Below are 21,756 nucleotides of genomic sequence, written 5' to 3'. Positions count from 1 at the left end.
CGCGGGACGCGCACGGGGGGCTGGCTACCGATCAGTAACAGGTCGGCTCTGGCACGCTCGACGCGAGCACCCGCCCCGATCACCCCGGAGGTCAGCCGCGTGACCCTCTCGCCCGACACCCTCGCCGCCCTGCGGTCCGATGCCGCCGCGCAGCTGCCCTCGTTGGTCGAGCTGCGCCGCGCCCTGCACCGCACCCCGGAGATCGGTCTGCACCTGCCGGCCACCCAGCAGCTCGTGCTCGACGCGCTCGCGCCGCTCGACCTGGAGGTCCGCACCGGCACCGGGCTGAGCTCGGTCGTGGCGGTGCTGCGCGGTGGCCGACCCGGCCCCGCGGTCCTGCTGCGCGGGGACATGGACGCCCTCCCCGTCACGGAGGACTCGGGCGAGCCGTTCACGTCCGAGCGCGACGGCGTCATGCACGCGTGCGGCCACGACCTGCACGTCGCCGGGCTCGTCGGCGCCGCGCGGCTGCTGGCGGACCGTCGCGACCAGCTCGCCGGCGACGTCGTCCTCATGTTCCAGCCCGGCGAGGAGGGTGACCACGGGGCGCGCCTGATGATCGAGGAGGGCGTCCTCGACGCGGCGGGCTCCCGCGTCGTCGCCGCGTACGGGCTGCACGTGATGTCGTCCGTGCTGCCCACCGGTCTCGTCGCGTCGAAGGCCGGCACCATGCTGGCCGCCGCCGACTCCGTCGTCGTCACCGTGCACGGCCGCGGCGGCCACGGGTCCATGCCGCACCTCGCCGCCGACCCGGTACCGGTCGCCGCGGAGATCGTCCTCGCGCTGCAGGCCATGGTCACGCGCCAGTTCGACGTGTTCGACCCTGTCGTCGTCACCGTCGGCAAGATCGAGGCCGGCACGACGAACAACGTCATCCCGTCGACCGCCGTGCTGGAGGCGACCGTCCGGTCGTTCTCCGAGGCGACGCACGCGATCGTCCCGGAGCGGCTGGCCCGCGTGGTCGACGGCATCGCGGCGGCGCACGGGCTCACCGCGACCGTGAACTACCGGCGCGGCTACCCGGTCACCTCGAACACGCCCGCCGAGGTGGACCGCCTGTCCGGCCTGGTCCGGGGAATGCTCGGCGAGCAGGCGTTCCTGACCGCCCCGCAACCGCTGTCCGGCGCCGAGGACTTCTCCTACGTCCTGCAGGAGGTGCCCGGCACGTACTTCGGGCTCGGCGCGACGCCCCCCGGCGAGGACCCTGCGACCGCCGCGTACAACCATTCCGCGCAGGCCCGTTTTGCGGAGGAGTCGCTCGCCGTCGGCCCGGCGGTCCTCGCGGCACTGGCCCTGGACCGCCTGACGGAGGCCCCCTAACAACCTCCCGGACCGGGCGCGGAACCGAGGGCGGGCCGGGGGCGGTCCGGGGTGGGTCAGGGTTGTGTGCAGGGCACGCAGGTCGTTGCTGTGGGGCGGGCCTCCAGGCGGCCTGCCGCTATCGGGTGGCCGCAACGGGTGCAGGTCCCGTACGTGCCGTCGTCGATCCGGGCCAGCGCGTCGTCGACCGACTGCAGCCGCGCCTCCGCGTCGCGGGCCAGCGCGTCCACCTGCGCCCGCTCGAACGCGATCGTCGCGCCCTCGGGGTCGTGCTCGTCGTCGGCGTTGCTGTCCCGGGACGCGTCGACGACCGCGCGGTGCTCGCCCTGCAGCGCGGACAGGCGCTCCAGGGTCTGCGCACGCAGGTCCTCCAGGCGGGACCGTGCGTCTGCGGTCGCGGTCATGACCAGGACAACGCGGGTCGGCCGGTGAGCCTTCCCGACGGGTGCGGGTGCCGCGGGGATTTTCGCGGGCCGCGGCCGGTAACCTGGTGGCCAGTACGTCTTCTTCTCATGAACGGGGTTCACCGTGCCTACCGGCAAGGTCAAGTGGTTCGACACCGAGCGCGGCTTCGGGTTCATCGCCGGCGACGACGGCGGCGAGGTCTTCCTGCACGCGTCGGCGCTGCCGGAGGGCGTCAACGCGCCCAAGCCCGGCGCCAAGGTCGACTACGGCGTCGCGGACGGCCGTCGCGGCCCCCAGGCGCTGTCCGTCAAGCTGCTGGACCCCGTGCCCTCTGTCGCGAAGGCGGCGCGCAAGCCCGCCGACGACATGGCCGTCATCATCGAGGACCTCATCAAGGTCCTCGACCGCGTCGGCAACGACCTGCGTCGTGGCCGCTACCCCGAGAAGGCCCGTGGGGTGCAGTACGCCGCCCTGCTGCGCGCCGTCGCGGACGACATCGAGGCCTGAGCATGCCTGCAGCAACCAAGGACGCGGTCCTCGGATCGGCCGTCGACCTCGCCCGCGAGGTCGCGGTCGGCCTGGCCGAGGACCCCTCTGACGTCGGCGAGTACCTCGGTCTCGTCGTCGAGGGCGAGCGGCTGGTGTCCCACCGGTTCGCCTCCGCCGCCCGCGGCTACCGCGGCTGGGAGTGGACGGTCACCGTCGCCCGCGTGCCGCGCGGCCGCACCGCCACCGTCTGCGAGGCCGAGCTGCTGCCCGGTCCCGACGCGGTGCTCGGCCAGGCGTGGCTGCCGTGGTCCGAGCGCATCCGCCCCGGCGACATCGGCCCCGGCGACGTCCTGCCCTTCAAGGCCGACGACCCGCGTCTCGAGCCCGGCTGGACCCCGACCGGGGACCCCGAGCTCGACGACGTCGCCATCGACGAGCTCGCCCTGGCCCGCRTGCGGGTGCTGTCGCCGGAGGGTCGCGACGAGGCCGCCGAGCGCTGGTACCGCGGCCCGCACGGTCCGACGAGCGCCGGCTCGCTCGCCTCCGCCGCCGCGTGCGGCAGCTGCGGGTTCCTGGTGCCGCTGCAGGGGTCGCTCGGCACGGTCTTCGGCGTCTGCGCCAACCAGTGGTCGCCCGACGACGGGGTCGTCGTCAGCGTCGACCACGGCTGCGGCGCCCACTCCGAGACCGAGGCCGAGGCCCCGCCGACCGACTGGCCCGCCCCGGACCCGCTCATCGACGAGCTCAGCCTCGAGCTGGTCCAGCTGACCCAGCCCGTGGCAGAGGTCGCGACGGCCGAGGCCCCGGCCGACGACGCTGCGACCGACGTGGTCGCGACGACGGACGAGGTCACGGCTGACGTGGCGACGACCGACGTGGCTCCGACCGACGAGGTCGCGACGACCGACGAGATCGTGTCCGACGAGGCTGCGACTGACGAGGCCGTGTCCGACGAGGTAGCGACGCCTGACGAGGTCGCGACGGACGAGGTTGCGCCGGACGAGGTCGCGACCGACGAGGTCGCGTCCGACGAGGTCGTGTCCGACGAGGTGGCGACGGCTGACGAGGTTGCGACGGACGAGGTCGTGTCCGACGAGGTTCCGACGGCGGACGCCGTGGCCGAGGTCGTGTCCGTCGAGATCTCCGACGTGTCGCACGACCCGACGAACATCCCCGACGTCCCGGACGGCATCACCCCCTCCGACTCCGCCGACGAGTCGCCGGCGCGCCCCGACCCGGAGCCGTGACCGTCGACGCCTTCGGGACGGCCGCCCTGCGCGCGGCCGTCCTGGGGGCGTGGCGGGTCTCCCCGGCGAGGCTGCGGGAGGACGCCAACACGGAGGAGGACCACGCCCGCGGCTACTACCGCGACCGCGTGGTCGTCGAGCTCGCGCAGAACGCCGCGGACGCGGCCACCCGCGCGGGCGTGCCCGGTCGGCTGCTGCTGCGGCTGGCGCGCACCGACGGTGACCGGCTGGTGCTGGTCGCCGCGAACACCGGCGCACCCCTGGACGCGGACGGCGTCGCGTCGCTGGTGTCGATGCGGGCGTCGGCCAAGCGTGACGACGCCCGGGCGGTGGGCCGGTTCGGCGTCGGGTTCGCCGCGGTGCGGTCGGTGTCCGACGAGATCTCGGTGCTGTCCACCACGGGCGGCCTGCGGTTCAGCGTGGCCGACGCGGCCGAGCTGCTCGCGCAGACGGCCCAGGACGCCCCGGCGCTCGCGGACGAGGTGCGCCGTCGCGACCGTTCGCTGCCGGCGCTGCGTCTGCCGTTCTCGACGGAGGGCACCCCGCCGACCGGCTACGACACCGCGGTGGTCCTGGAGCTGCGCGACGAGGTGGCTGCCGACGAGGTGCGCTCGCTGCTGCACGACGTGGGCGACCCGTTGCTGCTCGCCCTGCCGGGTCTGGTCGAGATCGTGGTCGACGACGACACGGGTCCGCCCCGTCGGCTGGCGGACGTCGCGGAGCGGTGGACGGTCGCGACGGGGGAGGGCGAGCTGCCGCTGGCGCTGATGGCGGACCGCCCGGTGGAGGAGCGCTCGGCCCGGGCGTGGCGGGTCACGTGGGCGCTGCCGCGCGGCGGTGCCGGGCTGGTCCGCGCGGACCAGGTGGTGCACGCGCCGACGCCGACGGACGAGCCGTGCACGGTGCCCGCGCTTCTCGTCGCGACCTTCCCGCTGGACCCGTCCCGTCGCCACGTCGCGCCGGGGGCGCTCACCGAGGCCGTGCTGGACCACGCGGCGGACGTCTACGCGCGCCTCGCGCACGGCCGCGCGGCGGCGGGGCACGACGCGCTGGCGCTCGTCCCGACGGGGTTGGCGGCCGGGGCCCTGGACGCCGCGCTGCGGGAGCGGATCGTCGACCGTCTGACCCGCACCCCGTTGCTCGCCCCGGCGGCGCCCGCCGACGACGGCGCTCTCGTCGTCCCCGAGCGGGCMGTGGCTCTTGCGGGCTCGTCGGTGCACGACACGGGTGCGCTCGCCGCCCTGGGCCGACGGGTCGCGGCGCTGGTGGTCCTGCCGACCGGCCGGGAGTCGCAGGCGCGCGCGGTCGGCGTCGAGATCCGCTCGCTGGCGGATGTGGTCGAGGACCTGCCCGCCGCGAGCGACGGCGGCTGGGTCGAGCTCTACGACGCCCTCGCGCTCCTGGCGGACGACCCGCAGTCGCGCGAGGCGCTCGGCGCGGTGCCGGTGCCGCTGGCCGACGGCCGGGTGGTGCGGGGTGCGCGCGGCACGGTCGTCCTGGACCCCGACCTCGCGGAGCGCCTCGGCGAGCGGGCGCTGGAGACGCTGGGCCGGTGGGGTCTGCGTGTGGTCGGCCCCGACGCGGCGCACCCCGTGCTGGAGCGCCTCGGAGCGCAGGCGCCCGACGCCGTGGGCCTCCTCGCGCAGGACGCGGTCCGGCGGGCCGTCGTGGACCTCGCCGACGACGAGAGCGAGACGGACGACGTCGTCGAGACGGTCCTCGCGCTCGTCGACGCCGCCCAGGGCACGGCGCTGCCGAGCGACGCGCTGCCGTGGCTCGGTCTCCTCCCGCTCCCGGCCGCGGACGGCGACCGCACCCCGGCGGACAGCCTCGTCCTGCCCGGCTCGCCCGCGGCGCAGCTGCTCGACGACCGGGTGCTCGGCACGGTGTCCGCCGAGGCGGTGGACCGGTGGGGTGCGCAGACGCTCACCGCGGTCGGGGTGCGCGCCGACCTGGTGCTGGTCCGCGTCCCGGACGTGATGGCGGACCCGACCTCCGTGCGCGACGGCGCGACCGACTCGGCGACGCTGGCCGCGCAGTCGCTGGACGGCTGGGACGACTACCTCGTGCACCTGGGCGAGCGGCTCGGTCGCGGCGCGTACGTCGGGGAGGTCGTCGCCGTCGCGGACCTGGACGCCGTCGACCCGGAGGCGTGGCCGCGGGTGCTCGGGCGCATCGCCGGGGAGCCGTCCCTGCGTCGCGCGCTCGTCGACCCGGTACGCGACGAGTCGTCGGCCCTCGCGTCGTCGTACACGTCGTGGTGGCTGCGCGAGCGCTCGGAGCTGGGCCTCGGGCGACCGTTCGCGGTCGGGGACCTGCTGGGCGCTCTCCTGCCCGCCGCGCCGGACGCCGTCGCGCCCCTGGACGCCTCGGTGCAGCGCGCACTCGGCGGGGTGGCCTCGTTCGAGGAGCTCGACGGACCCGGCTGGACGCAGCTGCTCGACGCCTGGGGGCCGGTCGGGGTTCCGGTCGACCCGGAGCTCGCCGTGCGCGTGTGGCGGTCGATGGCTCCCGACGAGCCGCCGGAGCGGCTGCCCGCGGTCGTCGGGCCCGGTCGCGTGGCCGTCGTGCACGCGGAGGACGCCGCCGTCGCCGACCACCCGATGTGGTACCAGCGCACCGACGTCGCCGCGCTGGTGCCGGGCACGGAGGCGACCGCGGCCCTGCTCGACCTGCCGTTCGCCAGCGACCTCGCCGACGGTTCCGTGGACCCGGGCGGCGAGGTCGACGACGTCCCCGCAGGCGTGCGCGCGCTGCTCCCGGACGCCCCGGACACCTGGGTGCAGCACGACGACCTGCTGGTGGACGGCGCCCCCGTCGACTGGTGGGTGCAGGACTCCGTCGTGCACGCGGTCCACCTCGCAGGGCTCGCCGCAGGTCTCGCGCAGGCGGCCGGCCGGTGGGACCTGCGCTACGCCGTCGAGGTCCTGCTCACCGCTCCGGACCGGGCCGCGGAGATCGCCCTGGACGTCGTCGAGGGTGTCCGCGCCGACGGCTGACTGTCCGATCTGTCCGGAACCCGATAGCGTCCCGGAGGTGCACCCGTTCCCCGCCGTCCCGGACACTCGTCCACGACGTCGTGCCGGGAGGGTCGGCAGGCCTCGACCGCACCGGCTCCGCACGGTCAGCCTGGCGCTCGCCGCCACGTTCCTGCTGGTCGCAGCCCCGTTCGTGCTGGGGCCGTCGGTGGTCATCCCGTTCCACGCGCCGGACGCCCTGGAGCTCGCCGGACCGCGCGTCGGCGACCCCGCGTCGCGCTCGGGCGACCGGGCGGCGGAGGCGACCACCAGCCCCACCCCGGCAGAGCCGACGGCGGACCCGTCCACGACAGCGGCCCCGAGCGTCCCGGCCCAGGAGCCGTCAGCCCCGGCCGCCGCCGCACCTGTCGTCCCGGAACCGGCCCCCGAGCCCGCGCCGGACCCGGTGCCCACCGAGCCGACGATGGTCGAGCAGATCGTCACCCGCACCAACGAGGAGCGGGCCGCGGCCGGCCTGCCCGCCCTGGCCGTCTCGGACTGCGCCGCCCAGCAGGCGGTCGCGCGCACGGCGCTGCTCGTCGCCGAGGGCCGGTTCGAGCACGACCCGCTGGAGCCGATCCTGGAGGCGTGCGCCGCGCGCGCGGTGGGCGAGAACATCGCCCTGGGCTACCCGACGGCCGACGCCGTCGTGGCCGGCTGGATGGGGTCCGAGGGGCACCGCGCGAACATCCTCAACGCTCGGTACACCCAGATCGGCGTCGGGTGCACCAAGGGACCGCGGGGCTTCCTGTGCGCTCAGGTGTTCGTGGCCTGACCCGCGTCGGTCAGCGTCGGCGCGCGGTGTTCCGACGGGCCCACAGCACGCCGAGCAGCCCGAGGAGCACCCCGGTCGCGCACACCCACGCGGGCATCCACGACGCGTCGTCCTCGCCCCAGGCCAGCACGGCGGCGACCACGAACGCGACGGCCCAGACGCCCGTGCCGACGAGCATGACCCGTCCCAGGTCGACGTCCACCGGTGGCGGCGGGGTCCGGGTCGGGTGCAGCAGGCGGGTTATCACGGACGGCACGCGACGAGCCTAAGGCCCGAGGCCGTAGCGCTGGACCGCGCTCGCCCCGCCGAGGCCATCCTCGAGACGAACCGGGCGTTCGGAAGGTGGGTACTCTCGCTCTGAGTGCCGATCCTGGGGGGGCTAGTGGCAGATGCGCGGGGGAGTCGTCGTGTCCTGGTGATCGGACCGGCATTCTTCGGATACGAGGACGCCATCGTCGACGCATTCCGTGCGGCGGGTGCACAGGCGAAGTTCATCGACGAACGGGTCTGGAACCGCTCGTTCGTCCGAGCGGTGGCGCGGGTGTCACCCACGCTCCTGCACATGTTCACCAGCCTCCACTTCCGACGGGTCGCAGCTCGCTTCCGCAGAACGGGCGTCGACTTGGTTCTAGTCGTCAAGGGCGAGGCGATCCCCGTGGCATTCCTTCGCAGCATCGTCCGTGATCACCCCGACGCGCTGCTGGTCTTCTACGCCTACGACTCGGTACGAACCTCGGCCGTGTATCCCCAACAGGCAGACCTCTTCGATCACGCCTACTCGTTCGACCGCGACGATGTGGAGGCCTACCCGGGCCTCCGCTACAAGCCGCTGTTCTTCACGGCGGAGTTCGAGCCTGGCGCCCCGCACGCCGAGCGGACGCTCGACGTGGCGTTCGTCGGGACGGTGAGCCCGACGCGATACGCGGTCCTGCGGGCGATCGCGTCGCACTTTCCCCGCGCGCACACCTACTTCTACGTGCCCGCTCGTTGGTACCTCCGACTCCGGCGCGCGGTGAGCCCCGAGTACCGCTATGTCGACGTCGCGGACGTCCGGACGGAGAAGCTCAGCCGAGCACAGGTGGCGGAGCGGTTCCGGTCCGCGCGGGTTGTCCTCGACCACCAGAAGCCAGGTCAGTCCGGGCTCACCATGAGGACGTTCGAGGCTCTCGCCTCAGGTGCGGCGCTCGTCACGACGAACCGAAGGACGCTGGACGAGGACCTGAGCGCGGACGACCGCGTCGCGGTGATCACGGTCGACGACGTCGAGGGCGCGGTTGCCGCGGTGCGCGAGCTATTGGGCCGAGACCTCGACGGCCGGCGACCACCGGGCTTCGACCGGTTCTCGGTCGGTGCGTGGGTCGAGGAACTGCTCCTGCTGAGCCGTGACGACGCGGTCCCGGCCGATGACCGAACCGTCTCTGCACGGCAGCCCGACATGAGGGCGCCGTGAGGGTGGTTCTCGACCTGCTCGGCGCACCTTCCGGGTCCGGTGGGATGCACCTCTACGCTCTCGAGCTCGTGCGAGCATGGTCGCGCACAGCCGAGGACGAGCTGGTCATCCTGGCTGGTCCGTGGGCGAAAGCAGCCTTCGCGGACCTCGATCATGTGTCCGTCCACGTTGCGCGAGATGACGCGGTTGCCGGCCGCGCGCTGGGACAGCTCGTGCTCTCCGCGGCGCTGTTCCGGCGTGAACACGCAGATGCCGTCGTCTCCGTCAGCCCCATCGTCACGCCCTTCGTCGCGCGGTCGGCGCGGACGTGCGTCGTCCACGACTGGCGTCACGTCAGAGTCCCGCACGAGTTTCCCGTGTGGCAGCGCGCCTACAGGCGTTTATGGCGGTGGTCGGTGCGGCGGGCCGGTCACGTGGTGGCCATCTCGGAGAAGACGGCTGCAGAGACGAGGAAGATCGTGCCGGCGGCGGCAGGTCGGATCGTCGTCGTCGCGAACGGGGGCGATCATGCACGGCGCTGGAAAGTCGCGCCGCCGGGCGACAGCTCAGGACTTCGGTCGGTCGTCACGTTCGGCCACCTATCCCACAAGCGGCCCGAGCTCGTGATCGACGCGCTCGCGCTCCTCCCACCCGACGTGCTGGACGGTGTACGGCTCGTCGTGCTGGGCGCGAGCGGCCAGTACGCGGACTCGCTCCGAAGCCGGGCAGGGGGTGCTGCCGACCTGGGCCGGGTCGAGCTTCCCGGATTCGTATCGGCCGAGGACTACCAGACCACGGTCGCCGGGGCCGCAGTCGTGGTCATGGCCTCGACCGACGAGGGGTTCGGACTCCCGGTCGCGGAGGCGACATTCTTCGGCATCCCGGTCGTCGTGACGTCCGACAGTGGCCTCTCGGCCGTCCACGGTGACAGCCTCATCGAGAGCGAGCCCACGCCGGCAGCACTCGCGCAGGCCATCGAGACCGGGCTATGCGCGCGTCGGCACGTGCCTCCGACCGCTGCCCGGCCGTGGACGAGCGTCGCCCGTGAGCTGCGCGACGTGGTGCTGTCCGGTTCCGTGGTGCGTCGTGGCGCGAAGAGCGTACGGACCGAGGGCCAGCACGTCGCCCTTGGCGCTACGAGGCCGGACGATGACTGACCTGGAGACACGACGGGCGGCGCCGGACGCAGACGCGGATCTCGGCGCCCACGAGTTGTCGGGTGCGGAGCGCAAAGCACTCTTCCGGGCGGTGCTGCTCGCCGCCGTCGGCATGTTCTTCAGCGTGAAGCTGACCGGCMGGTTCGCGCTCTCCAACGTGTTCTTCGTCGTGGCGCTCGCGATCCTCTTGGTCGGCTTCCCCCGCGTGCTCCGCGCCCGCGACGTCACGTGGTACATCGTCTGCTGCGCGTCCGTGCTCGTCGGGGCGGTGAACGTCGCGCTCGGCTACGGCTACGTCATGCGTATCGAGCACGCCGCGTTCTTCGCGGTCGCAGGTCTGTACATCGTCGTGATCGTCAGGATCGTGCAGAACGTCGCCACGGCCGCTGACACGATCTTCGCTGCGCTCCGTGCCACCGTCTTCCCGGTGCTGGCGTACGTCGTGGTGCGTCTGGCCCTCGATCTAGTCATGCTCGACCAGTCGAGCTCGGCCCTCGGGTTTGACGACAAGTCGCACGCCGCCCTCGTGTGCTGCATCTACGCGTTTCTCGCGCTCCGGCTGATGAGTGGCAGGGCACGGATGCTCGTCGCGCTGGCCTTCTATGCCGTCGCGCTGCTGACCATCTCGCGGCTGCCGCTGATCTTCGCGCCGTTCCTCGTCGTGGCCCTGCTTGCGGAGTACGTCCAGGCCCGCCGCGCAGCGCGGACCGCGTGGGACGTGTTCACCTGCCACCTGCTGCTCGCCATCATCGTCGCGCTCCCGTTCCTGGTCGCCGCGCGGGCGGGCGCACTGTTCACGGTCTTCGCTCGCTTCGCGACCGGTCCACTAGGTTCGGACGCGTCGACGGAAGCGCACCTTCGGCTCATCGACTACGCCCTTCAGCTCAAGGCCGAGAGCTGGGCGAACGTCGTCTTCGGCATCACCCCGGGTGGCTTCGCCAGCGTCGTCATGCGGAGCAGGGTCGACACACTGGACTACGCGGCGATCGATCCGCACGGCTACGCGCAGCTGGTCGACGGCACGGCACCGATGCACTCGAGCCACGTCTCGGTGCTCGTCGAGTTCTCCGTCCTCGTCGCCGTCTTCTACGTCGCACTCCTGGTCGGCATCCTCCGGGCTCTCGTGCGCCGCCGGGACGTGACCACGATGCTCTTCTTCCTTCCTTTTCTCGCCGCCACGACGCTGTACAGCAGCCACAACGAGATCTACTTCTACATCGCCCTCACCTTCGCGATCGCAGCGGGCGGCAGGCACCGGGCCCCCCGCGCAGGCGCCGGCCGACGCGGCGGAGGTCGATGGGCGCCCATGACGCCTACCCAGCGGTGGGACGCGGTCGACGCCGCACCACGCGGAGCAGGACCACGCACTGCAACGACAGGACAGCGAGCTCAGCGGCCGTGACGCTCCACGCCGCGCCGAGGGCCTGGAAGGCCGTGATCGCGGGCCACAGCAGGGCGAGGCAGGTGACCGCGCCGAGGACGGCGCTGACGGCGACCACCCGGACGCGATCGAGCGCCACGAGACAGGCGAGCCCTGTGGTCTGGGAGACCGTCGAGAACAGCATCGTCAGACCCATGGGMACGGAGAKGGCGAGCGGGATGGCGAGCGCGCCGGCCCCGAAAAGCTCGCTCACCAGCGGGGCCAGCACAGCGAACGCGAGGCCCGCCATCACACCGAAGCCGATGGCGATGCGGACCGCGGTCCAGATCCGACGGCCCAGCTCGCCGTCGGGCGCGGCCGGAACCCATCCCTGCAGCACCTGCGCGACAGGGCGCATCGCGGCGTTCGCGAACTTGAACAACCTGTCGGCGAGCGCGTACGCGGGGGTCGCCGCCGGCGCGATGATCGCCAGGACGATCAGCGGCGCGTACTTGTAGCTGCCGGCCACCAGCGACGTCGTCACCGCCGCGCCTTGGCGCCTCGCGGTCGCAGCGACCGTGCGGAGATCGAGCCGCGCCGAGGGTTCGTCGCCCGGGTGCGAGCCGAGCACCCGACGGCTGGCGAGCAGGGGGGCCACCAACGCGCTGAGCACGCCGGCGGCGGCGAAGAGCACCGGCTGAGGAACCATCTGCAGCAGGGCTGCCGATGCGATGAGGATCACCGCCCGCGGAAGCGTCTCGGCCAGCATCAGCCCACGCGGATCGCGTGTCCCGACGAAGTACCACGCTGCACTCATCCCGGTGAGCGCCGCACCGATCGCCGAGACGATCGTCTCGGCCGCGTACGTCGCCGGGACGGTCAGGCCGGCGACGACCGCGCAGATCAGCACGATGGGTACGGCCACGACGGCGCGTACCACGAGCGACTCGCGGTACGTCCGGCGACGAGCCCGGGCATCTCGTTCGGCGGCGATCTCCGCAGGACCGGTCACTCCCCAGCCGAGGGCGACGACGAGGCTCCCGATGCCTCCGACCGCCTGCCCGGTCGCCATGGCGGACCACGAGTAGGCGCCGACCGCGCTCGTGACGAAGGGGATGGTCAGCACGCTCGCCGCGCCCGCGATCGCTGCGGACCCGGCGAATCCCCCTAGCCCCCGTGCTCCACGCATAGCGCCGGAGCGCCACGCGTTGCCTGGGCCGCGTGCCGGCCCGCGGTCGTCAGGGTGCACCGGCGGACCGCTCGATGAGTCGGGGAGGCGCGACGGACCGCTGCGGCCGCGGCAGCAGCCGACCGGAGCGGGCGAAGGCCCCCTCGGCCTCGAGGCGATCCAGGAGCGCATCCGTCGCGCGGGGGACGGCGGCGAGCCCGAGCCGCTCGGCGGCGGCCGCCCGGAGGGGTGCGGACGTGGTCGTCGCCCCGACGAGCTCGTCGGCGAAGGAGCCGAGTGCCACCTCGTCGCACAGCTCGGGGCCCGGGAGCCAGTCGAGCACGTCCGCCGGGTACAACCCTCGGCCCGCGCGGTAGGCGTCCCGGTCCGGCGTCACGAATCCGATGGGCCGGTCGAGGAGGAGGTAGTCCGTCCAGACGCTCGAGTAGTCGGTGATGATCCCCGCGGCGGTGCCCAGCAAGGAGTAGAGGGTCGTCGACTCCCGGTCCAGCATCGCGTCGTCGATCAGTCGCGCCCCGGGCGCGGAGCGCATCTGCGCGTCCAGGGGGTGTGGCTTGATCAGCACCTCGATGCCGCGAGCGTTGAGCGTGCGGACCACCAGGGCGATCGAGCTGGTCAGTCCGTCGTCCACCAGCGGGTCCACGTCGGACCAGGACCTGGTGGTCCCGATGCCGACCGCGTGCCTGAAGGTCGGGAGCCAGACGACGAACGGGGCGTCGCTGCCGACCAGCACGGAGCGCACCGACGACGGGATCGGGTGCGCGAACTGGTCGACCCGTGGGTTCCCGGTGACGACTGCCGCGCTCGCCGGCATCTTGAAGTCGCGCGCCTTGCGCTCGGTCAACAGTCGGGTGCTGCCCACGACGAAGTGGGCGGGGTAGAGCGACGTCCGCGAGGCCTCGGCGTCGCGCTTGATCTTGAACCCGTCGCCGTGCCACAGGTTGACGAACGTCCGGCCCGACGCGGGCCGTGCGTCGCCGTACAGGCCGTGGGTGAACAGCACGCACTCGGCGTGCAGGTACCGGCGAACGCCGCCGAGCGAGCTCTTGGCGCGAACCTCGAGCCGCAGGTCCTGTGTCGTGGGTCGCCACGCGGTCGGGTCGTCGACGAGCCAGCACACCGTTCCTCGGTACCGCTCGAGCAGACCTCGCACCACCTCGACCGCGTTCCCCTCGTCCGCCGGGAAACCGTGCACGACGACGACCGGCTGTGCCCGCACGGCCGCGGCGAGCCGTTCGAGAAGCCGGGAGGCCGCCGACCTAAGTGCGCGCTTCACGCAGGTCCCCCAGGATGAGGGCCGCGGTCGCGTGATCGACGGGCTCGGTGATCTTGAGGTTGTTCCGTTCGCCGGGAACCGTGCGGATCTCGAACTCGCCGAACGCCCGACGCATCACCTCGTAGACCGTGGCGTAGGAGTCGATCCCCGGTGACCCGACGGATGCGAGCCCGCGTCGAAGATCTCCGAGCCAGAATCCTTGCGGCGACTGTCCGCGAAGCACCGTGGACCGCAGTTCGACCTCGAGCACATCGTCGCCGGACACCCGGAACAGCGGGTCGATCGAGTCGATCACCGGGACGACGCTCCGGGCGACGTCGAGGGCCTCGAGCACGCGCTGGAAGAGCTCACCGGTAGCCAGCGGACGGACGCCGTCGTGGATCAGGCACCGGGTCTGGTCGGGTTCGTCGAGAGCGCGGACCGCCGACCAGATCGAGGCGTTTCGGCTGCTGCCTCCGGCCACGACGAGGAACCGGTCCCGCGCTCCTGTCGCCGACGTCGCGAGCTCCTCGATCTCGGCACGCCACGACGGGTTCGCGACCACGACCACCCGTGTGAAGGTGCCGGGATCCGCAAACCTGCGCAGCGTGTGGAGCAGGATCGGCTCCCCGCCCAGCTCGATCAGCTGCTTCGGGAGCGGGCCGCGCATGCGCGACCCCATCCCGCCAGCCAGGACCACCGCGACCGCGCCAGACCCGCCCATGTGCCACCTCCTAGAAGTGCTTGTTTCGCAGAGGCCCACGGAGCAGGGCGTCGACCGAGTCGGCTGCGAGCCGACGACCGTCCGCGAGCGTCCCGTCGTACCGGCGACGCGACCACGTGCCCGACCGCCCGACGAACGCCGGCTGCCCTCGCATGCGCACGAGGGTMGCGCCGTCGCCGAGGGAGCGGAGGACGCGACGGCACAGCACGTGCTCGATCCGCGTGCCCGATGCCTCGTCGACCTCGCTCGCCGCCCCGACGAGGTGGCGCAGCCACACTGCCGGGGACGCCCCGAAGAACCGCGTGTCCATGTGCCGCAGATCGAGCGAGAGCCGCGCGACGACCGCGGCCGAGCTGCCGACGTCGGGCACGATGCGGCTGGCGTTCCGGACGAAGAGCCGGCCGGTCGCCTTGAGCCAGAGGCCCTCGTCATCGGGGTGCGCAGCGGCGAACGCGTCCATCATGAGCGCCTCGCTGGCACCCTTGCCCCGCGTGACGATGCCCTGCGGCGGGACGGGAAGCGCCAGCAGGTCGAGCCCGGACGGGACGAGCCCCAAGGCATCGTGTGCGAGCTGATCGAGGTCCTCCCCGCTGTTCTCTGCGAACGTGACGCGGACGCGCCTCGGTGCAGCCCAGGCCCACCAGCTCCGGAGGGAGGTCACATACTGCAGGCGGCGCTCAGTCGGGTCGACGAGGTGGAGCCTGTCGGTGCTCTGGGGCGTGACGGCGGCCGTCAGCAGAATTCTCAGCAAGCGCGCCCCCCGGCCAGCTCTCGGTTGGTCGGTGCACGCCCGGCCACGCGAATCCTCTCCGGCATCGTCTGCGGAGCGCAAGGCGTGCCGTCAGGTCCACGGCCGCAGGCCTTCGGCTCGCGTCGTCGCAATGGCATGCGTCACCTCGGACTCCACCCTCCTGCGCCGGTCACCGGCGTGCAACATGCGTCTGCAACACTGCGCGCATGTCTACGACCCCCACTGCGCAGACGGAGCGTCCTGCGCCCCCGACGAACGCTGTCGACCGCTACTTCAAGATCACCGAGCGCGGCTCGACCATCGGTACCGAGATCCGCGGTGGTCTCGTCACCTTCTTCACGATGAGCTACATCATCGTGCTCAACCCCCTGATCATCGGCACCGTCCGCTCCGGCGACGGCCTCTTCCTCGGCGGCGGGGACGTCCCCAACCTCACCGCCGTCGCAGCCACCACCGCGCTCGTCGCGGGCGTGCTGACCATCCTCATGGGCGTCGTCGCGAACTTCCCCCTGGCGCTCGCCGCGGGCCTCGGCCTCAACGCCGTCGTCGCCTACTCGATCGCTGCGCTGCCCGACATGTCGTGGCAGGACGCCATGGGCATCGTCGTGCTCGAGGGCCTGATCATCCTGGTCCTGGTCCTCACCGGCTTCCGGGCGGCGGTGTTCCGCGCGGTCCCCGTCGAGCTGAAGACCGCGATCAGCGTCGGCATCGGCTTGTTCATCGCGTTCATCGGTCTGGTCGACGCGGGCTTCGTGCGCATCCCCGCCAGCATGGCGACGCCCGTCGAGCTGGGCATCGCCGGGTCGCTGGGCAGCTGGCCGCTGCTGGTGTTCGTGTTCGGCCTGCTCCTGGCGATCGTCCTGATGGTCCGCAACGTCAAGGGCGCGATCCTCATCTCCATCGTCTCGTCCACGATCCTCGCGCTCATCATCGAGCTCGTCGGCAACATCGGCAGCAAGACCGACGAGACCGGTGCCGTGGTCAACCCCGCCGGGTGGGCCCTGGACGTCCCCGCCTGGCCCGAGGGCGGGATCTTCGCGACGCCCGACTTCTCGCTGGTCGGCCAGTTCTCCCTCTTCGGCTCCATCGAGTCGATCGGGATCGTCGCCGTCCTGCTGCTGGTGTTCTCGCTCCTGCTCGCCGACTTCTTCGACACGATGGGCACGATGGTCGCCGTCGGCTCGGAGGCGAAGCTGCTCGACGAKGACGGCAACCCGATCGGCACGCAGAAGATCCTCGTCGTCGACTCGATCGCGGCGGCGGYCGGTGGCGCGGGCAGCGTCTCCTCCAACACCAGCTACATCGAGTCCGCGTCGGGCGTCGGCGACGGTGCGCGCACCGGTCTGKCCTCCGTGGTGACCGGCATCGCGTTCCTGCTGGCCACGTTCCTGGCCCCGCTGGTCTCCATGGTCCCGTTCGAGGCGGCCACCCCGGCGCTCGTCGTCGTCGGCTTCCTCATGGTCACGCAGATCACCGGCATCGACTGGAAGAACTGGGAGCTCGCCATCCCGGCGTTCCTCACCATCATCCTGATGCCGTTCACGTACTCGATCACCGCGGGCATCGGCGCAGGCATCATCACGTTCGTGGTCATCAAGCTCGGCCTCGGCAAGGTCCGCGACATCCACGCGTTCATGTGGGTGGCGTCGGCGATGTTCGTCGTCTACTTCCTCATCGGCCCCATCAAGAGCGTGCTGGGCATCTAGCGCCGCACACGACGGAGKCCGGGTCCMTCACGGGACCCGGCMTCTCGTGCGCTCGTCCGTCAGCGGCGGGCAGCCGTGACGATCGTCTCGATGGCGGGGAGCATCAGGCCGAACGACTTGTCGTAGAGCGACTGGCCACCGCCGTAGGGGTCCACCACGTCGTCGTCCACCGGCCGGTGCGACACGAGCCCGCGCCGGCTCGCGGCGAGGGGCACCAGCGCGCGGAGGCGGTCGGCCGTGGTGGCGTTGGCGCCGGGCAGCGTCGCGGGGTCGACGTCCGCGATCAGGCGGGCGAGCTCCCGCAGGGTGAACGTGCGACGCACCGCCGCAGGGACCAGCTCGACGATCGCCGAGCGGTGCTTGCGCGTCAGGGCGAGCACCAGGTCCGCCTGCTTCACCATGTCGGGCATCAGCTGCCGGGCCTCGAAGTTCTGCGGGTCGACACCCTGCCCTGCGACCAGCCGTGCCATCTCGTCGGTCATCGGGTAGCCGGCGACCGCGCCGGTGCCGGCCGAGCCCACCTCGATCGCGGGCGCCAGCCCTCCGGCGGCGTCCCGACCCCGGTACGCCGCGCCCAGGCCGGCAGCCAGCAGCCGCTCCGCCGCCGGCGACCGGCAGATGTTGCCGGTGCAGACGACGAGGACGCGGAAKGGCTCGGCCAGGTCGGTGGGGTTCACGGGGTTCATCTTGGCGTCAAGGATGCCCGAACGGAGCATCGGGTGACCCGATCGGCGCAGCAGCGTCACCCGACGGCCGCCCCGTCGCGCGTCCGGCCACCCCCCGATCGGACGAAAGGTGCAGATAGCATCGCCGTACTGGGCGCAGAGGGGGCGCGATGACGCATCCGGGGTGGGGTTCGCAGTGGTCGACCGTCACGGTGCCCGAGCGGCCCAKGACGCACCCGGTCGCCGAGGACGTCCGTGAGGTCGAGCGCCGGCGGGGTCGCCGGCGCCGGACGATCCGGCTCACGGTGCTCGGGGTGGCCGGTGCGCTCMTCGTCCTGGTCGGCGCCGGKGTCTGGGTGGCTGCCGACGCGCTGACGGCCCGCGACGAGATGGAGGCGTCGGCCGCGGCGGTCGACACCCTGCGCGCGCAGGTGGCCGACGGGGACGCCGCCGACGCCGATGCGACCGTCGCCACGCTGCAGCAGCACGCCGGCGCCGCGGCCGCGGCCACGACCGGACCCCACTGGGCGCTGGCGGCCGCCCTCCCGTGGGTCGGGCCGAACATCCGCGCGCTGCAGACGGTCACCGACGTCGTCGACGACCTGTCCACCCACGCGCTGCCGTCGCTCGTCGACGCGACGCAGGTCCTCGACCCGTCCACCCTCGCGCCCGTCAACGGCCGCGTCGACCCCGCACCGCTGCGCGCGGTCGCACCCCAGGTCGTCACCGCGGACGCCTCCGTCGCGACGGCCTCCGCCCGGCTGCAGCGCCTCGACACCACCGAGCTCCTGCCCGTGGTGGCAGGTCCGGTCGAGCAGCTCCGCGAGCAGGTCGGCACCGTCGCCATGACGACCGCGACCGCGGCGCGCGCCGCCCAGCTGCTCCCCGCGATGCTCGGCGCCGACGGTCCCCAGCAGTTCCTCCTGCTGGTGCAGAACAACGCGGAGCAGCGGGCGACGGGCGGGATCCCCGGGTCCGTGCTCCTGCTGCGCACCGAGGACGGTCGGGTGTCGATCGTCGACCAGCACGCCGGCAACGCGCTCGGCGGGCTGACCGACCCGGTGCTCCCGCTCACGACGGACGAGCAGACGCTCTTCGGGGACAACCTCGGTCAGACCATGCTCGACGTGACGTTCACCCCCGACTTCCCCCGCACCGCGCAGCTTGCTGCCGCACTGTGGAACCGGAAGGTCGGACCCACGCAGATCGACGGGGTCCTCTCCGTCGACCCGGGGACGCTCGCGCTCGTGCTCGCCGAGATCGGGCCGGTCGGGCTCGACGACGACACGGAGCTCACCGCGGACAACGCCGAGCAGCGCCTGATGAACCAGGTGTACCTGGACTCCGACGACAACCTGGTGCACGACCAGTTCTTCGTCTCGGCGACGCACGCGGTGTTCGACTCGCTCCTGGCGGGGGGCGCCGAGCCGGCGGCGGTGCTGGACGCCTTCGCCGAGGCCGCGCGCCAGGGTCGGCTGCTCGTGTGGGCGGCGGACCCGCAGGAGCAGGCCCTGCTCTCCGGCACGGTGCTGAGCGGCGAGCTGCGCGGCCGGCAGGGCACCTCGCCCGTGGTCGGCGTCTACCTCGAGGACGCCGGGGGAGCGAAGATCGGCTACTACCTGGAGCCGACGATCGAGCTGACCCAGACGACGTGCCGCCCCGACGGCTCGCAGGAGCTCGCGCTCGACATCACCCTCCGGTCGACCGCGCCCGAGAACGCGGGGGACCTGCCGAGCTATCTCATCGGGACGATGAACGGGATCCTCCCGCCGGGCGAGATCTGGACGAACGTGCTGGTCTACGCGCCGAGCGGAGGGTGGGTCGCCGAGCACAGCGCGAGCGACGGCGTCGTCGGTCTGGCGTCGCACACCCACGACGGGCTGGCTGTCGCTGCCCGCACGGTGAAGCTCGAGCCGGGTGCGGAAGTCACACTGAACCTCGACCTGGTCACAGGTCCAGGTCTCAGCGGCCCGTCGATCCTGCGGACGACGCCGACCACCCTCGGGGAACCGCCGACTTCTCGGGGTGGGCGATGCGGGGATTCGTCGCTATCGTGAGTGTTCTGGCAGGGACGAACCGGCTCTCACAGCACGGACTTCCATCGGGGGATTGCCAATGAACATCGTCACACGCACGTTGACCACGGGCGCCGCAGCCGCGGTTCTTGCGCTCGCGCCGGTCGCGGTGCCCGCGGCTTTCGCGGCAGCCAGCCCATACCCGCCACCGCCGTTCACCTGCACCGTGTCCGTCACGACGACCACGGTCGGGCAGACCATCACGGTCAGCTGCACGGGGCTCCCCCCGGGCACGATCGTCATCATCGTCGTCACGTCGGTGGACCCGGCGATCCCCGACGGCGCGATCACGATCTCCGGCACGAAGTCTGCCGAGAAGACAGTCGCTGCCGACGGGTCAGTCGCCGGCAACGTCAGCTTCTCGGCGGCCGGGACGTACACCATCGCGGTCACGGACGCGGCGGGGGCCACCCTCGCCAGCCAGACCGTCACGGTGCAGCCGGCAGCGGCCGCACCCGCAGCAGCCGGCCTGGTCTCCACGGGGACCGACGTGCTGCCGATCGCACTCGGCGCAGGTGCGCTGCTCGCGGCCGGGATCGGCACCGTCGTGCTGGTCCGTCGCAAGAACACAGCCTGATCCGTCCAGCTCGCCAGGCCCGAGCGGCGCACTCCAGCATCACGGAGGGCGCCGTTCGGCGCGTCAGACCTCGGCGCTCCGCGAGGCGTCGGCGCTCGATGTCATCTCGGCGCTCGATGGCTTCTCGTCGGAGATCCGCGCACCGGGCCACGAGCTGCTCGGCGATCCGCCGAAGTCACGTGCGTGCCGCCGAGGGGCGGTCGTCGCGCGTTCCCGTGAGACGTTCTCGTCGCCCGACGGCGGGCCGCCGTACTGGTAGTACGGGTACTGCTCGCCAGGCTTGCGCTCCAGCCGGTTCACCACGATCCCGAGGGTGCTCGCACCGACCGACTCCAACGAGCCGATCGCGCTGTGCAGCTCCTGGCGGTGGACTTTCCCCGCTCCGACGACGAGAAGCGCGCCGCCAGCCAGCTTGGCCAGGACGGCCCCGTCCGTGACGGGCAGGAGCGGTGCCGTGTCCAGGAGCACCCAGTCGTAAGAGTCAGTGAGCTCCTTGAGCAGCGACGACATCACCTGGGAGCCCAGGAGCTCGCTCGGGTTCGGCGGGACCTGACCCGAGGTCAGGATGTCGAGGTTGCCGTTCCCCCAGGGCTGGACGACGTCCTCGAGCTGGGCCTGCCCGATGAGCACGGTCGTCAGCCCGACCGCTCCCTCGAGCCCGAGGTACTTGGCGACACTCGGCCGGCGCAGGTCGGCATCGACCAGGACCACGCGCGAGCCCGCGTCGGCGAGGGTGATCGCGAGGTTGATGGCGGTCGTCGACTTGCCCTCGGCGGGCAGCGCCGACACCACGACGATCGCTCGCGGCCGGTTGCCCACGTCGAGGAACTGCAGGTTGGTCCGCAGTCGGCGGAACKCCTCAGAGCGAGGGCTGTGCGGGCTCGACTGGACGATGAGTGGGTGGGCTTCTGCGTCCCCGTCGAGCGGGATCGACCCGATGACAGAGGCCTCTGTCAGGCGCCGGACGTCGTCCTCGCTGCGCACCTTCGTGTCGAGCATCTCTCGACCGATCGCGGCCGCGACCCCCGCCGTCATTCCCACGATGAGGCCGATGATGAGAGCAACCGTGACATTGGGGGAGCTGGGCGCAGACGGCACCTCTGCCTCGGCGACGGTGGAGATGCGAATCGGGTCCGCGCCATCCGTGCGAGCCGGCGACAGGCCTGTGACTGTTGCCGAGAGCTGGTCAGCGACGCTGTTTGCGATCGTGGCGGCTTGCTCGGGGTCGGGGTCGGTCGCAGCGATCTCGATGATGACGGTGCTCTGGGGCGCAGTGGCGGTGACGCTCGCTCCCAACGTGCTTGCACTGACGTCAAGTCCCAGATCCTCGATCACCGGGTCGAGGACCGCCGGCATGGTGGCGAGCTGCGCGTAGGAGCGAACCTGGCTCTGCGAGTACGCCGAGCCCTGCACGAGATCTCCCGCAGAGTCCCCGAGCTGGACGGAGACGAATGTCTTCGCGGTCGCCGTGTACAGAGGCGTCGCCAGGGCTGTCGCGAGCACTGCGAAGGCGAACGTGACCGCTGTGAGGAGGGCGATGGTGAGCCAGCGCTTGCGCAAGATCGCCAGGTACTCGTGCAGCTCCACTCGGTCGCTCCCCGCCCCCGTGGTCGAC

General features: G+C 72.4%; 19 protein-coding genes. 11 read left to right on the top strand and 8 right to left on the bottom strand.

Annotated elements, in window-relative coordinates:
* Positions 1-99 precede the first annotated feature (99 nt).
* Positions 100-1,320: a M20 metallopeptidase family protein gene (locus tag ACXJKF_RS05275; RefSeq protein WP_456786681.1), complete on the top strand. Its 1,221-nt coding sequence runs from the start codon at positions 100-102 to the stop codon at positions 1,318-1,320.
* A gap of 56 nt (positions 1,321-1,376) precedes the next feature.
* Here the strand turns inward: ACXJKF_RS05275 and ACXJKF_RS05270 are convergent, their stop codons facing one another.
* Positions 1,377-1,724, bottom strand: a complete 348-nt coding sequence (locus ACXJKF_RS05270; protein WP_456786680.1) for a TraR/DksA family transcriptional regulator — start codon at positions 1,722-1,724, stop codon at positions 1,377-1,379.
* 124 nt (positions 1,725-1,848) lie between these two features.
* On the opposite strand from ACXJKF_RS05270, the gene ACXJKF_RS05265 reads away from it, so the two are divergent.
* The 4 genes from ACXJKF_RS05265 to ACXJKF_RS05250 are packed head-to-tail and all read left to right on the top strand — an operon-like array spanning position 1,849 to position 7,253.
* Positions 1,849-2,232, top strand: coding sequence for a cold-shock protein (locus tag ACXJKF_RS05265; protein WP_056019542.1), 384 nt, complete (start codon positions 1,849-1,851; stop codon positions 2,230-2,232).
* A gap of 2 nt (positions 2,233-2,234) precedes the next feature.
* Positions 2,235-3,461, top strand: coding sequence for a DUF3027 domain-containing protein (locus ACXJKF_RS05260; protein ID WP_456786679.1), 1,227 nt, complete (start codon positions 2,235-2,237; stop codon positions 3,459-3,461).
* Positions 3,458-6,460 (top strand): sacsin N-terminal ATP-binding-like domain-containing protein, encoded by a 3,003-nt coding sequence (locus tag ACXJKF_RS05255; RefSeq protein WP_456786678.1) that lies wholly within the window; start codon positions 3,458-3,460, stop codon positions 6,458-6,460. Before ACXJKF_RS05260 ends, ACXJKF_RS05255 begins: the two co-directional genes overlap by 4 nt.
* Before the next feature lie 37 nt (positions 6,461-6,497).
* A complete protein-coding gene (locus tag ACXJKF_RS05250; protein WP_456786677.1) occupies positions 6,498-7,253 on the top strand; it encodes a CAP domain-containing protein in 756 nt (251 codons plus the stop codon).
* Between the two features lie 10 nt (positions 7,254-7,263).
* Here ACXJKF_RS05250 and ACXJKF_RS05245 read toward each other — a convergent pair whose 3' ends face one another.
* Positions 7,264-7,509, bottom strand: coding sequence for a DUF2530 domain-containing protein (locus ACXJKF_RS05245; RefSeq protein WP_456786676.1), 246 nt, complete (start codon positions 7,507-7,509; stop codon positions 7,264-7,266).
* 159 nt (positions 7,510-7,668) lie between these two features.
* On the opposite strand from ACXJKF_RS05245, the gene ACXJKF_RS05240 reads away from it, so the two are divergent.
* The 3 genes from ACXJKF_RS05240 to ACXJKF_RS05230 are packed head-to-tail and all read left to right on the top strand — an operon-like array spanning position 7,669 to position 11,241.
* On the top strand, positions 7,669-8,703 hold the full coding sequence (locus ACXJKF_RS05240; protein ID WP_456786675.1) for a glycosyltransferase family protein: 1,035 nt from the start codon (positions 7,669-7,671) through the stop codon (positions 8,701-8,703).
* Between the two features lie 2 nt (positions 8,704-8,705).
* Entirely contained in the window at positions 8,706-9,839 is a 1,134-nt protein-coding gene (locus tag ACXJKF_RS05235) for a glycosyltransferase (RefSeq protein WP_456786674.1), read from the top strand.
* Positions 9,832-11,241 (top strand): hypothetical protein, encoded by a 1,410-nt coding sequence (locus ACXJKF_RS05230; RefSeq protein ID WP_456786673.1) that lies wholly within the window; start codon positions 9,832-9,834, stop codon positions 11,239-11,241. The genes ACXJKF_RS05235 and ACXJKF_RS05230 overlap by 8 nt, the downstream gene beginning before the upstream one ends.
* On the opposite strand, the gene ACXJKF_RS05225 is transcribed toward ACXJKF_RS05230, so the two are convergent.
* The 4 genes from ACXJKF_RS05225 to ACXJKF_RS05210 form a co-directional block, all read right to left on the bottom strand.
* Entirely contained in the window at positions 11,153-12,325 is a 1,173-nt protein-coding gene (locus ACXJKF_RS05225; protein WP_456786672.1) for a hypothetical protein, read from the bottom strand. The two genes, ACXJKF_RS05230 and ACXJKF_RS05225, sit on opposite strands and share 89 nt — an antisense overlap.
* Before the next feature lie 112 nt (positions 12,326-12,437).
* Positions 12,438-13,664, bottom strand: coding sequence for a CDP-glycerol glycerophosphotransferase family protein (locus ACXJKF_RS05220; RefSeq protein ID WP_456786671.1), 1,227 nt, complete (start codon positions 13,662-13,664; stop codon positions 12,438-12,440).
* Entirely contained in the window at positions 13,648-14,367 is a 720-nt protein-coding gene (locus ACXJKF_RS05215) for an IspD/TarI family cytidylyltransferase (protein ID WP_456786670.1), read from the bottom strand. Before ACXJKF_RS05215 ends, ACXJKF_RS05220 begins: the two co-directional genes overlap by 17 nt.
* A gap of 10 nt (positions 14,368-14,377) precedes the next feature.
* On the bottom strand, positions 14,378-14,923 hold the full coding sequence (locus tag ACXJKF_RS05210) for a hypothetical protein (RefSeq protein WP_456786669.1): 546 nt from the start codon (positions 14,921-14,923) through the stop codon (positions 14,378-14,380).
* A 401-nt stretch (positions 14,924-15,324) separates the two neighbouring features.
* Here ACXJKF_RS05210 and ACXJKF_RS05205 point away from each other — a divergent pair, with 401 nt between their 5' ends.
* Positions 15,325-16,824 (top strand): NCS2 family permease, encoded by a 1,500-nt coding sequence (locus ACXJKF_RS05205; protein WP_456786668.1) that lies wholly within the window; start codon positions 15,325-15,327, stop codon positions 16,822-16,824.
* A 59-nt stretch (positions 16,825-16,883) separates the two neighbouring features.
* On the opposite strand, the gene ACXJKF_RS05200 is transcribed toward ACXJKF_RS05205, so the two are convergent.
* Positions 16,884-17,510, bottom strand: coding sequence for an arsenate reductase/protein-tyrosine-phosphatase family protein (locus tag ACXJKF_RS05200; protein WP_456786831.1), 627 nt, complete (start codon positions 17,508-17,510; stop codon positions 16,884-16,886).
* 149 nt (positions 17,511-17,659) lie between these two features.
* Between ACXJKF_RS05200 and ACXJKF_RS05195 the strand changes: the two genes are divergently transcribed.
* Positions 17,660-19,546, top strand: a complete 1,887-nt coding sequence (locus ACXJKF_RS05195; protein ID WP_456786667.1) for a DUF4012 domain-containing protein — start codon at positions 17,660-17,662, stop codon at positions 19,544-19,546.
* 58 nt (positions 19,547-19,604) lie between these two features.
* The gene (locus tag ACXJKF_RS05190) at positions 19,605-20,141 is read left to right on the top strand and encodes a peptidase (protein WP_456786666.1); all 537 of its coding nucleotides are present in this window, start codon (positions 19,605-19,607) and stop codon (positions 20,139-20,141) included.
* A 63-nt stretch (positions 20,142-20,204) separates the two neighbouring features.
* Here the strand turns inward: ACXJKF_RS05190 and ACXJKF_RS05185 are convergent, their stop codons facing one another.
* On the bottom strand, positions 20,205-21,728 hold the full coding sequence (locus ACXJKF_RS05185) for a polysaccharide biosynthesis tyrosine autokinase (RefSeq protein WP_456786665.1): 1,524 nt from the start codon (positions 21,726-21,728) through the stop codon (positions 20,205-20,207).
* Between the last annotated feature and the right edge of the window lie 28 nt (positions 21,729-21,756).

The organism is Cellulomonas sp. P5_C5 (genome assembly GCF_054049655.1).
Note: the sequence above shows the minus strand (reverse complement) of the source record. Positions and strands in the feature narration are given on the sequence as shown.

What these genes read in the sequence shown, in the direction of transcription:
- ACXJKF_RS05190 (WP_456786666.1), top strand. Translation starts at nt 19,605, where the DNA reads ATGAACATCGTCACACGCACGTTGACCACGGGCGCCGCAGCCGCGGTT.
- ACXJKF_RS05215 (WP_456786670.1), bottom strand. Translation starts at nt 14,367, where the DNA reads ATGGGCGGGTCTGGCGCGGTCGCGGTGGTCCTGGCTGGCGGGATGGGG.
- ACXJKF_RS05270 (WP_456786680.1), bottom strand. Translation starts at nt 1,724, where the DNA reads ATGACCGCGACCGCAGACGCACGGTCCCGCCTGGAGGACCTGCGTGCG.